The organism is Cohnella boryungensis (assembly GCF_042651945.1).
Taxonomy (GTDB): domain Bacteria; phylum Bacillota; class Bacilli; order Paenibacillales; family Paenibacillaceae; genus Cohnella; species Cohnella boryungensis.
Map to the genome: position 1 here is coordinate 118,961 of NZ_JBHSED010000074.1, position 11,373 is coordinate 130,333.

An 11,373-nucleotide genomic window follows, 5' to 3' on the forward strand; every position below is an offset into this window, starting at 1 on the left:
CCCGACGCGACTAGACTAAATACTTCTCCTTCAGGATGCGCAGATGATGCAACTCGTGGCCGGCAATGACGTAAGCTAGCGCCCTCGCGCTCATTGGAGCGGAGCTGGCCGTGCCCATTCTAGACCAAGCATCGTCCGCCAGCCCCCGAACCAAGGTCAAAGTCGCCCTGCGCACGGAAATGTAATCCTCAATCAAGTCGGATAAGGAATAAGCGTCGAAATCCACGTTGCTCACATAGGCGTCCTGATCGAAGCCGGGAAGCGGAGTGCCGTCGCCTCTGGCAATCCGTAGTAGCCGATAGCTCATGACGCGCTCCGTATCGCTGATATGGCCGATCACTTGCTTTAAGCTCCATTTGCCGGGTTCATAGCGGTACTCGCCCTTCGCTTGGGGGATATCCGACAGAAACTCGGCGGTGGACTTCAAGTATCCCGCCAGAATATCGACAATGCTTCCGTCCGGGACGATCTCAATATACTTGCCGAAATGCGCGCCGAATTCTTCGGGTGCGGGACGTTGGGTCAGGTTACTCATGAACGATCCTCTCCTTGATTCCATAATGTAGGCAATCAGCAATGCGGCTGTGTTCACGACGGCGTCGGCGTGCGTTCTTTCCATGCCGTGAGAGCCATGTACCCCGGGGCCGATCAAGGCGGCCCGGATGTTCGCGCCTCCTCTCAGCGCCGCCGATGCGTCGGAGCCGTAATGCGGATAGATATCGACGGCGTGCGGCAGATTCTCCGCCCGAGCAAGAGCGATGAGCCTGGAGGTCATTTCGTAATCGTAAGGGCCGGAGGAATCCTTGGCGCAGATTGACACATCCCGCTCCGTTGCGGACAGATCGTCGCCGATCGCCCCCATATCGACGGCAATCAGCTCGGTAATATCCGGAGGAAGGTACGAGCTGCCATGTCCGACCTCCTCATAGACGGAGAAGACAAGCTTCACTGGTCTTGCCGGAACCGCGCCCTCGCGCTTGAACCACTCCAGCACCCCGAACAGCGCGGCTACGCTGGCCTTGTCGTCCAGATGGCGGGATTTAATCCATCCGTTGGGCAAGACGCGGGTTCGCGGATCCCAGGAGATGAAATCTCCGGGCGCGATGCCGAGCTTCTCGGTCTCCTCCTTGGCGGCGACCGCTTCATCGAGACGGATTTCCATATTCGCTTCTTCCCGCTTCAATTCGCGCATGTCCGAATAGACGTGTACGGATGGACGGGTCGCCAGCACGGTACCTTCGTAGATTCGGCCATCCCGGGTATGTACGAGACAATACTCGCCCTCTACCGACTGCATGGCATAGCCGCCGACCGGAGTAAACCGCAGCATGCCGTTCGGCTTGATCGAACGAACCATCGCGCCGAGCGTATCGACGTGCGCGCTCAGGGCGAGCGTGCCTTCCGGCGCACTCTCTGCCCCGGGTAACGTAAGGATCGCATTGCCTTTCGGGGTCATCTCAATCGCGAAGCCCAGCTTGTCCGCTTCTTCGCGTATACGCTTCATGATGGCCATGCAGAAGCCGCTCGGGCTCGGAATTCTCAATAATTCTTCCAACAGCCCTATTATATATGCCCTGTCCAGCTTTGGCTGTAGTGCTTTTGTCATATCTTCCCACTCCTTTATGCGCAAAATAGCCGCGAGCTATCGCGACTATTTCCCTTGTCGAACCTAAGCGTTGAACCTTTGTCGATACCCGCATTTGCGGCACAGCTCCTCGACGACCTCTCTGCGGGAAAATCCGTCGTACAGCCGGGTCGCGCGCTCGCCCTCGATAATTTCGGAGAACGGGGAGCGGTTCAGGTTTCCAAGATTGATCACGCCCTCGCCATCCAGGCAGCATGGAATTACCGTCCCGTCCACCAGCACGCCTGCCTGATTGCGGAGCGCATGGCAAAACCCCTTGCTTTCGTCTTCCTTCTCCTTCAAATCCGGCCATTTGAACTCTTCCTCATGGTTGAGGTAGATGCGGTCCGCAAGCTTGATGCCCTTCCCGCGCTCGAAATGCTCTTCGATCCGGTAATCCAGCTGAAAATAGCGCTCGATCTGCGCGAGTATGTCGCGGTTTCTGTCCCTTTGCACGTTCTCGGCGTTATTCTGGGTTAGATTCCACAAGCGCAAAGATACGAGCATCCCCGTCTGCGCGACAGCCTCCTTCGCGAATTCAAGCACCCCGGAGACATACCCCTCCTTGTCAACCGAGCCTTCATGCCCGTCGAAGCTGTGCAAGGAGAAGTTCATCTGCCTGAGCGCCGGCTTGCCGAGCAGCTTGTGCCTGTTCTTGCCCAGCAGCGTGCCGTTTGTCGTGAGGTTTACCTTAAAGCCTTTGTCATGGCTGATGTCCAGCAACTCGTCGATCTTCGGATGAAGCAGAGGCTCGCCCTTGACGTGAAAGTAAATATACTCGGCATGCCCGCGAATCTGATCCAGCGTATGCTTGAACGCGTCCACTTTAATAAAATTCGCCTGTCGCTTCGTCGGTGGACAGAAGCTGCAGGCCAGATTGCATATACTTGTAATTTCAATGTAGAATTTTTTGAATTTCTTCAAGGTTCGGTGCTCCAATCTGTTCCGCCTTACGAATTCTTCTCCTTATTATAGCACAGCGAGCATCCCTGATCTTAAGATTTGTCCGCGTAATAAATATGCTTCGCCCGAATGCTTCCGGCTTCGATGTTGAATAGGCCGAAGGAATAAAGCGGCTGCCGCCTCTTGTCCGTCGGAGAGCCCGGATTGAATACAAGCGTATCCCCTGCCAGCTTGCGCACGGGAATATGCGAGTGCCCGTAAACAATCGCCGTTACCGGCGTCCCCTTGAAAGCCTCGACCGCATGCGCTTCCGTAGAGGCGCGACGGGCGGCGCCGTGTCCGTGTACGAGACCGATGCGGCAGCCCGCGAGCTCCACCACCTTGCGCAGACCGAGCCGACTCCGCAGCTCCTCGCCGTCGTTGTTGCCGGCAACGCCGTATAGCGGAGCAAACTCGACCAATTGCTCATACACCGACATGGCCGTCCAATCCCCCGCGTGGATAATCGCATCGGCTCGTCTCAGCTCCTTCAGCAAGCGGGACGGCAGCTTCTTGCACATTCTCGGCATATGCGTATCGGAAACGATGACGACCTTCATACAGCCTTCTCCTTTCCTTGCCTCGCGTCTTTTCATTTTACTGGGAACGTTCCGGACCGGCAATGTCGAAGCGACCCGATTCTTCCGTCCTCCGCGTACGATTGTACAAAATAAAGCGAGCTGCATATTTTTGTCCATTGAGCCGGGTGGGTTGTTGGATTATGATGAATATCGTTGTTAATGATAATCATTATCATTTTCACCGAAAGCACAAAAGGATAGGGGACATGAACTCATGAAAACGGGCAAAACCTTATTGTTAACCTTGGCTTTACTTGGCATTCTCGGTACGCTGCTCATCGGCTGCGGCAAGCAAGGCTCTCCGGAAGCCGCCAATCCTCCTGCTTCCGCAAGCCCTTCTTCCGCCTCGTCCGCGGCCGCATCGGAAACGCCGCAATCGAACCAAGAGCCGGAAATGCGGGAATATACGGACTACGTGGGACATACCTTGCAGATTCCCGCGTCTCCCCAGCGCGTCATCTTCGTCGGTGAGACCTTCAGCGATCTGTTCGTCCTGAACGTGAAGGCCATCGGCACTTCGTTGGATATGGCCAGCGGCACGATCTACCTGGACAAGCTGGCCGACATCGAAGACGTCGGCTTTCCGATAAATCTGGAGAAGACGACCTTGCTTAATCCGGACTTGATCATCATTGCGGATACCGATGAGAAAGTATACGACTCTCTGTCGATCATTGCCCCTACAGTCGTCTTCGATACGTTCGCGCCGCTGGAAGAGCGTTTGCCGCTGCTCGGAGACATCGTCGGCAAGAAGCAGGAAGCCGTGAAATGGCTGGACGAATACAACCTGTTAGCGGAGCAGATGTGGAAGGCGCTGGCGGATGCGGGAGTGACGCCCGGCGAAACGGCCTCCGTATTCACCTATTATCCGGGCGATCGGCTGTTCGTCATGGCGCGAACCGGACTCTCTCAAGTGCTGTACGGGAAGAACGGCTTCCAGGCGGCGAAGCCGATTCAAGAAATACTGGATGCCGGTTCGGGCTTTAAGCAGATTTCCCCCGAGGTGCTGCCCGAATTCGCCGGAGATTACGTCTTCGTGCTTAATCCGTTCTCCGAGCTGACGGATGCGGTTCAGTCTACCGAGGATCTGCTCCAGAACCGGATCTGGCTTGATCTTCCCGCAGCGAAAGCCGGGCGCGTCTATCGCATAGACATCAATCGTTCCGGCAGCGATGCCCTGACCCGGGAATGGCTCATCCAAGAGCTGCCGAAGCTGATGGCCTCCTGATTCGCTTTCTATCCGCAATCCCTAAGGAATTTTTCAACGCGCGCGTTGAAAAGTTCCTTTTGTTTGTTTACAATGACGGAAATGATAATGATTATCACTGTTTGCGAGGAAAGGCAAGGTGATGGATATTGGAACAACCTGGCTTGGAGCGCCTTGCGCTGGACTCTCTGCTGTTTCGCCTCAAGCAGGCAAATCTGATGGAATATAACGCCGGTTGGCATAACGATCCGATTGAGATTCAGGATCGCGTCTTATTGCTGGTCCTTGAAGGCAGCGGAGATTTGCGGAGAACGCAATGGAAAACAAGGCTATGCAGCGGCAGGGTATATTGGCTTAATCCGGGCAACGCCGTGCAAATCGTCAATGAGTGCGAGAACCTTAGGCTATATCTTCTCAGGTTCGATGTTTTCCATATCGGGGAGGCCGGACCTGCTGCATATCGAGGAAATCTTCTGCCTGACAGACACGAATCTGTCGTCCATCCCTTCTCCCGCTTGACTGAGCTCGCAGATCAGCTGACCGGAAACCCGACGGACATACGGGCGACGGAAAGCTTCCGACGACAAGTCCGGTTTCAGGAGCTGCTGTCCGCACTGTTCGAGGAGGAATGGCGGGACGACGACGCATTAAGCGCCACTCAGGCCGTAGAGAGCACCGTCAGCTATATGCAAAGCCATTATATGCATACCATTACCGTGAAGCAATTGGCGCAATTAGGGAACATTCCGCAATGGCAATACAGTTCTCTCTTTCAGGAACGGATGGGCATGAAGCCCTTGGACTACTTGACCGAATTGCGCATCGGCCGCGCGAAGGAGTGGCTGCTTCAGTCGGATGTGCCCTTGCGGGAAATCGCCAGAAGGGTCGGCTTCACGGACGAATATTATTTCAACCGGCGATTTCGGCACACGACCGGAATGACGCCCCGGCAATATTCCGTCTCCATGAGCAGGAAGATTCGGATCAAGGATTGGACCGGGCATGAGGTATACATTCCCCGTAAGCCGGAACGGGTGATTTACCACGGAGAATCTTTGGGGGATTTGTGCGCGTTGGGCATTCGGGCCGTCGGGGGAAGCGCCTTCTTCGCCAACAGTTCGCTGCTGGAGCATGAGCCGCAGCTCGAAATGCAGGATATCGGCATGCCGATCAATCCGGGGAAGGCCGAAGCCTTGAAGCCGGATTTGATCATTCTGGCAAGCGCCGACGAAGACCAGTATCGGGCGCTCTCGCGCATCGCGCCCACGGTGACGCTCAATACCCACGCTCCGTTGGAGCACAGGCTGCTTACGTTAGGACAATGGCTAGGGAGGCAGCGCGAAGCAGAGCTATGGCTCGCCGCTTACCACGAACGCGTATCGGCGATGTGGCGCAAGCTGCATGCCGTCATCGACGCGGGAGATACTGCTTCCGTCTTTATCTACGAGCACGGCAGACGGCTGTTCGTGATGGGGACGGCGGGGCTGTCCTCCTCCCTCTACCATCCTTCCGGATTTCAAGCCGCTTCGAGAATCCGGGAGATCGTCGAGGCAGCCAGAGGCTTCGCCGAGATTTCTCCCGCAAGCCTGCCCGATTACGCCGGAGACCATATTTTCATGCTGCTCAGCTCCAATGAGACCTCAAGACAGGCGGCGGAGGACATGATGGGCAGCGACCTGTGGCGCAAGCTTCCCGCCGTACGCGCAGGCCGCGCGTACGTGATGGAAGCGGACCTGTGGAATCACGGCGACGCCCTGTCGCGGCAAAAGCTGCTTCAAAACCTTCCCCGGATGCTGGGGAACATCTCTTAGCTCTCGAATGCCTCGGCAATATATCGATAGGAGCGTAGCCGCTTCTCGAAATCATGAATATGCGAGACGATCATCAGCTCATCCAGATGCATGCGATCCGCGTAGCGCTTGAGGGATTCCTTGACCTGTCCGGGCGTGCCGATGAACCGTCGGGTTTTCATCTGCTCGATGATCTGCTGCTCGGCCGCGGTATAGGGATACTCCGTCGCGCGCTTGACGGATGGCATGAAGCCGAGCTCCTGCCCCGTCAGCAGCTTGAGGAAAAACAGCTCGTTGCTTCTGGCCAGCTGGCGGGCTTCCTCCTCGGTATCGGCGCAGATGGCCATGACGGCGGCGAGCGCCTTCGGCCGGGCGCAGTAAGAGGAAGGCTGAAAATAAGAATAATAATGCTGGAGCGCTTCATCGCCCGCCGCTCCGAAAAATTGCGCGAACGCATAAGGCGTTCCGAGCTGCGCGGCAATTCTTGCCGTTCCGTCGCTGGAGCCCAGCAGCCACAGCTCGGGCATGCCCTCCGTCTGCGGAAAGGCGCGCAGGCCGGGAAAGCGGTGCTTCTGCGGATGATCGTCCAGCAGGTAGTGATAGAGATCGACGACTTGCTGCGGGTAGAAGTCCGGCTCCGAGCGCTTGTGCTCCTGCAGCGCTCTCGTTGCAAGGGGAGTCCCCCCGGGAGCCCGCCCCAGCCCGACGTCGATTCTTCCGGGATGCAGCGCCTCCAGCAGCTTGAAATTTTCCGCGACTTTGTAGGAGCTGTAATGCGGAAGCATTATGCCGCCCGACCCCAAGCGGATCGATTCCGTATGGGCGGCGATATGGGCGATCAGAACCTCCGGGCTGGACGAGGCCAGCGCCTCCGATCCGTGATGCTCGGATACCCAGAACCGATGGTAGCCGAGGCGCTCCGTCTCGCGGGCCAGCGCGACCGTCTCGTCCAGCGTTTCCTTGACCGACCTTCCTTCGTTCACATGCGAATGCTCTAGCACGCTTAGTTTCATAGCTATTCGAAGCCTCCATGCTCCATCGATGCGTCCATGCACAAACAGCCCGCGAGAATCGCGGGCTGTTATCGATAGCTTAGCGTTTGTTGAAAATGTCGGTCAGCACAGGCACGATCTGCGACTTGCGCGATACAACGCCTTTCATCAGCGCTCTGTTGTTCTCGATCTTAACGCCGTAGGCTTCCGCTACCGCATCTGCGGAGCGTCCGAGGGCAAGACCGATGGAATCGTTGTTCAGAATGTCCGTTACGACGAACAGGAACAGATCCAGGCCCTTCTCGTTAATGATGTTCGTCAGCGCGTCTTCAAGCTCGGCTTGCTTGGACAGCACGTCGTTGACATCGACCGCGTTCACTTGCGCGATCTCGACTTTGGCTTTGCCCATGCTGAACTCCTTAGCGTCCAGAGAGATCAATTGCGCGATCGACTTGTCGCTCAGATCCGCTCCGGCTTTCAGCATGTCGAGGCCGTAGCTGTCCGCGTCAACGCCGGCAATCGCCGCCAGTTCCTTCGCAGCTGCCACATCTTGAGGCGTGCACGTCGGGGACTTGAACAGCAGCGAATCCGAGATGATCGCGGACAGCATCAGGCCGGCGATATTCGCAGGCACGGTTTTGCCGTTCTCCTTGTACAGCTTGTTGAGAATCGTTGCGGTACAGCCGACTGGCTCTGCGCGGTAGTACAGCGGAGCGCTCGTCTCGAAGTTCGCGATCCGGTGATGGTCAATGACCTCCAGCACCGTAACTTGATCGATATCGGAGACGCTTTGTTGGCGTTCGTTGTGATCGACGAGAATGACGCCCTTTGCTTCTCCCGCGACCGTCTCGACGAGACGGGGCGCTTGGAATCCGAACTTGTCCAAGGCGTATTGGGTTTCGCCGCTGACGGCGCCCAGGCGAACAGCTTCGACTTCTTCTCCAAGCTGTGTTTTCAAATCCGCGTAAGCAATGGCAGAACAAATCGTATCCGTATCCGGATTTTTGTGACCGAAGATCAATACTTTGCTCATTTTCTTGCTCCTCATCTATGATATTGGCGAGAAAAGTATACCGCAAAAGCGCCCAAGGAATCAAGGAAAACGACAGTTTATTCCGATAGGCTTACCTTGTTTCGACACGATTAAAAATGAAACCGCAAGATAACGAACGCAACTATCGCCGCAATTGTGATACAACTATAGGTATAGACTCTCGCCTTGAGCTACGTTCTCTTCAATGGCTCATCGGGGTCGGCACGATTCAGTAACAGAAACGGATTTCCAATTAAAGGAGCGTGCAGCCATGAGCTCTAGCCTTCGCATACCGGTTCCGGCAGAGTTCGACTTTGCCGTCAATCTGGACTACCTCTCCCGCTCTCCCGACGAAAGCTTGTATCGAATTCGCGAGGGCCGACTGTACAAGACGATTCCCTTGGGCGGCAAGACGCCATTCTTCGAGGTCAGCGGCTTGGAGCCCGGCTTCCTGCAGGTTCGTTCGCTCGATGGAGATACGCGTTGGAGCCCGGATGAGGAGCTTGCTATCGTGCAATATACGCGAGACTGGTTCGACCTGGACAACGATCTGTCTCCCTTCTATGCCATGTCCCGCAACGACCCGGTGCTAAGAGATGTCGTAAAAAGACTGTACGGCCTCCGCAACATGGGCATTCCCGACTTGTTCGAGGCGCTGTGCTGGGGCATTATCGGCCAGCAGATCAATCTTGCTTTCGCCTATACGCTCAAGCGCCGATTAGTCGAGGCGTTCGGCCGGCAAGTGCGCCGAGTAGATATCGATTGCTGGCTGTTCCCGACCCCGGAGGCGATAGCGCGCTTGTCCGTAGAGGAGATTACCGCGCTTCGGATGACAACGAAAAAAGCCGAATACCTGATCGGGGTTGCCCGGCTGATGACCGAAGGAGAGCTCAGCAAGGAAAAGCTGCTGGCAGCCGGCAGCTTCTCCGCTGCGGAGAAGCGTCTCGTCTCGATTCGAGGTATCGGCCCATGGACGGCCAATTACGTGCTCATGAGATGCCTTCGTTATCCTGCGGCATTTCCCATTGACGACGTAGGCTTGCATAATGCAATCAAATCGGTGCTGCAGATGGACAAAAAGCCGACCTCAGCTCAGATTAAGGAGCTTGCGGCCGGCTGGCGCGACTGGGAGGCCTATGCGACGTTTTATCTCTGGCGAGTGCTTTACTAGAGGCGTTGCCTACAGCTCGGACATATAACGTCCGTAGCCCTCCTTCTCCAGCTGATCCTTCGGAATAAAGCGCAGCGCTGCGGAATTGATGCAGTAGCGCAATCCTCCGGGCATCGGGCCGTCATCGAACACATGTCCCAGATGGGAGTCGGCTTCCCGGCTTCGCACCTCGATCCGATACATGCCGTGCGACAGATCCTGATGCTCCTGTATGATGCCGTTGTGCAGCGGCTTGGAGAAGCTCGGCCAGCCGCAGCCCGCATCGAACTGGTCCCGGGAGCTGAACAGCGGCTCCCCGGACACGATGTCCACATACAGCCCGGGTTCGGTATTGTTATAGAATTCGTTGCGGAACGGAGGCTCGGTGCCTTTATTCTGCGTCACCTCGAACTGCATCGGCGTCAGCCTCTTGCGCAGCTCCTCCTTATCCTTCGCGGTGTTCCAGTGCTCTTGGAGGTAAACATCCCTGCCCGAGCCATTCCGATAGTATTTGTAGCGCAGCGGATTTTTCAAATGATAGTCCTGATGATATTCCTCTGCGGGATAGAACGTCTCCGCCGGTTCGATCTCGACGACGATCGGCTTGTCGAACCGTCCGCTGCATTGCAGCTCCCGGCGGGAATCCTCCGCTTGCTGACGCTGCTCTTCGTCATGATAGAAAATCGCCGGCCGATAAGAGGAGCCCCGATCATGGAATTGCCCGCCCTCGTCCGTCGGATCGATGGACCTCCAGAATATGTCGAGCAGCTTGCGGTAAGGGAAAATTTGCGGATCGTACGTAATTTGAACCGCTTCGGCATGTCCGGTCGTCTCGGAGCATACCTCTTCATAGGTTGGATTAGCCGTATGTCCTCCCGTATAGCCCGATACGATGCCGTGAATGCCCGGCAAGTCCTCGAACGGCGTGACCATGCACCAGAAGCACCCTCCGGCGAAAGTCGCTTTATGCAACGAATTCTGATTCGCATTATCCATATTGATACTCCTTCCCCTTTCGAGTCGCTCACACTCTCTATATTGTAATCAATCTGACGAGCGGATTCCAATCTGTAATCATGTAATCCGTAACCTCTCTTCGGAATCAGCCGGCCGCTGCTCTCGCTTGATTGCCGATTATCGGCTATGATTAGGAATAGATGGATACCATTCCAATTGAAAGGCTTAGGAGGCAACCTGATGGCGTTGCAAGCAATGGATTGGCGGTGCTCCGACAATACCCTGATGCATGCCTGCGAGTGGAGCGTGGGGGAATCGGGCCGTGCGCCCAAAGCCGTCGTCGGCCTGATTCACGGTATGGGCGAGCACATGGGGCGTTATATCCACGTCGCGGATATGCTGAATGCCGAAGGCTACGCCGTAATGGGCTTCGATCAGCGGGGACATGGCCGCACGCATGGCAAGCGCGGCCACACTCCGGATTACGAAGCGCTGCTGGAGGGGGTAGAGCTGCTCCTTCAGGAAGCCCGGCGCAAATATCCAGGCCTTCCCCTCTTTCTGTTCGGTCATAGCATGGGCGGCAATGTGACCTTGAACTACTTGCTTCGCCGGCAGCCGGACATTCGCGGCGCAATCGTCACGGGTCCCTGGCTTAAGCTCGCCTTCAAGCCCCCTTCGCTTCAGGCGATTCTGGGCAAGCTTATCGATAAGATCTATCCCGCCTATACGAATAATCGCCCTATGGTCGCCGATAGCCTGACGAGCGATGAAGAGATGATTCAGCGCTACTTGACCGATCCGCTCGGGCACGGACAGATTACGGCGAGGTTCTTTTTCGGAGTCCAGAATGCCGGACTGTGGGCGCTCAAGCATGCCGATCGGCTGAGCGTGCCTTTGCTGCTTATGCATGGCGGGGACGACAAGGTGACGTCGCTGGCGGCGAGCAAGCAATTCGCGCATCTGGCGGGCGACCTTGCGGAGTGGAGAGAATGGACGGATTTCAAGCATGAGCTGCACAACGAGAAGCGCCGGGAGGAAGTCTTCGCCGTGATCCGGACATGGCTCCGGAAGCAGTTGGAGGAGTAAGAACAAGGCGG

Annotated in this window: 10 protein-coding genes and 1 pseudogene; 4 read left to right on the plus strand and 7 right to left on the minus strand. The window is 56.4% G+C overall.

The window, feature by feature from the left end; translation table 11 throughout:
- Positions 1-10: 10 nt before the first annotated feature.
- The 4 genes and pseudogenes from ACFO1S_RS27890 to ACFO1S_RS27905 form a co-directional block, all read right to left on the minus strand.
- The gene (locus ACFO1S_RS27890) at positions 11-559 is read right to left on the minus strand and encodes a DinB family protein (RefSeq protein ID WP_378128061.1); all 549 of its coding nucleotides are present in this window, start codon (positions 557-559) and stop codon (positions 11-13) included.
- A pseudogene (locus ACFO1S_RS27895) lies at positions 560-1,606 on the minus strand (M42 family metallopeptidase); the annotation flags it as partial.
- A gap of 63 nt (positions 1,607-1,669) precedes the next feature.
- Positions 1,670-2,548, minus strand: a complete 879-nt coding sequence (locus ACFO1S_RS27900) for a radical SAM/SPASM domain-containing protein (protein WP_204603020.1) — start codon at positions 2,546-2,548, stop codon at positions 1,670-1,672.
- A gap of 71 nt (positions 2,549-2,619) precedes the next feature.
- Positions 2,620-3,126 carry a metallophosphoesterase family protein gene (locus ACFO1S_RS27905; RefSeq protein ID WP_204603021.1) on the minus strand — a complete coding sequence of 169 codons (507 nt, stop codon included), beginning with the start codon at positions 3,124-3,126 and terminating at the stop codon, positions 2,620-2,622.
- Positions 3,127-3,361: 235 nt separating this feature from the next.
- Between ACFO1S_RS27905 and ACFO1S_RS27910 the strand changes: the two genes are divergently transcribed.
- On the plus strand, positions 3,362-4,375 hold the full coding sequence (locus tag ACFO1S_RS27910) for an ABC transporter substrate-binding protein (protein ID WP_204603022.1): 1,014 nt from the start codon (positions 3,362-3,364) through the stop codon (positions 4,373-4,375).
- Positions 4,376-4,503: 128 nt separating this feature from the next.
- The gene (locus tag ACFO1S_RS27915; protein WP_204603023.1) at positions 4,504-6,165 is read left to right on the plus strand and encodes a helix-turn-helix domain-containing protein; all 1,662 of its coding nucleotides are present in this window, start codon (positions 4,504-4,506) and stop codon (positions 6,163-6,165) included.
- Here the strand turns inward: ACFO1S_RS27915 and ACFO1S_RS27920 are convergent.
- Positions 6,162-7,157, minus strand: a complete 996-nt coding sequence (locus tag ACFO1S_RS27920) for an LLM class flavin-dependent oxidoreductase (protein WP_204603024.1) — start codon at positions 7,155-7,157, stop codon at positions 6,162-6,164. The two genes, ACFO1S_RS27915 and ACFO1S_RS27920, sit on opposite strands and share 4 nt — an antisense overlap.
- Positions 7,158-7,236: 79 nt before the next feature.
- Positions 7,237-8,169 (minus strand): manganese-dependent inorganic pyrophosphatase, encoded by a 933-nt coding sequence (locus tag ACFO1S_RS27925; RefSeq protein ID WP_204603025.1) that lies wholly within the window; start codon positions 8,167-8,169, stop codon positions 7,237-7,239.
- 271 nt (positions 8,170-8,440) lie between these two features.
- Here ACFO1S_RS27925 and ACFO1S_RS27930 point away from each other — a divergent pair, with 271 nt between their 5' ends.
- Positions 8,441-9,340, plus strand: coding sequence for a DNA-3-methyladenine glycosylase family protein (locus ACFO1S_RS27930; RefSeq protein WP_204603026.1), 900 nt, complete (start codon positions 8,441-8,443; stop codon positions 9,338-9,340).
- Positions 9,341-9,349: 9 nt separating this feature from the next.
- Here the strand turns inward: ACFO1S_RS27930 and msrA are convergent, their stop codons facing one another.
- The gene (gene msrA, locus ACFO1S_RS27935) at positions 9,350-10,315 is read right to left on the minus strand and encodes a peptide-methionine (S)-S-oxide reductase MsrA (RefSeq protein ID WP_204603027.1); all 966 of its coding nucleotides are present in this window, start codon (positions 10,313-10,315) and stop codon (positions 9,350-9,352) included.
- A gap of 201 nt (positions 10,316-10,516) precedes the next feature.
- Here msrA and ACFO1S_RS27940 point away from each other — a divergent pair, with 201 nt between their 5' ends.
- Entirely contained in the window at positions 10,517-11,362 is an 846-nt protein-coding gene (locus ACFO1S_RS27940; protein ID WP_204603028.1) for an alpha/beta hydrolase, read from the plus strand.
- The last annotated feature ends 11 nt before the right edge of the window (positions 11,363-11,373 follow it).

What these genes read in the sequence shown, in the direction of transcription:
- ACFO1S_RS27890 (WP_378128061.1), bottom strand. Translation starts at nt 559, where the DNA reads ATGGAATCAAGGAGAGGATCGTTCATGAGTAACCTGACCCAACGTCCC.
- ACFO1S_RS27905 (WP_204603021.1), bottom strand. Translation starts at nt 3,126, where the DNA reads ATGAAGGTCGTCATCGTTTCCGATACGCATATGCCGAGAATGTGCAAG.
- ACFO1S_RS27910 (WP_204603022.1), top strand. Translation starts at nt 3,362, where the DNA reads ATGAAAACGGGCAAAACCTTATTGTTAACCTTGGCTTTACTTGGCATT.
- ACFO1S_RS27920 (WP_204603024.1), bottom strand. Translation starts at nt 7,157, where the DNA reads ATGAAACTAAGCGTGCTAGAGCATTCGCATGTGAACGAAGGAAGGTCG.
- ACFO1S_RS27925 (WP_204603025.1), bottom strand. Translation starts at nt 8,169, where the DNA reads ATGAGCAAAGTATTGATCTTCGGTCACAAAAATCCGGATACGGATACG.
- ACFO1S_RS27930 (WP_204603026.1), top strand. Translation starts at nt 8,441, where the DNA reads ATGAGCTCTAGCCTTCGCATACCGGTTCCGGCAGAGTTCGACTTTGCC.
- msrA (WP_204603027.1), bottom strand. Translation starts at nt 10,315, where the DNA reads ATGGATAATGCGAATCAGAATTCGTTGCATAAAGCGACTTTCGCCGGA.
- ACFO1S_RS27940 (WP_204603028.1), top strand. Translation starts at nt 10,517, where the DNA reads ATGGCGTTGCAAGCAATGGATTGGCGGTGCTCCGACAATACCCTGATG.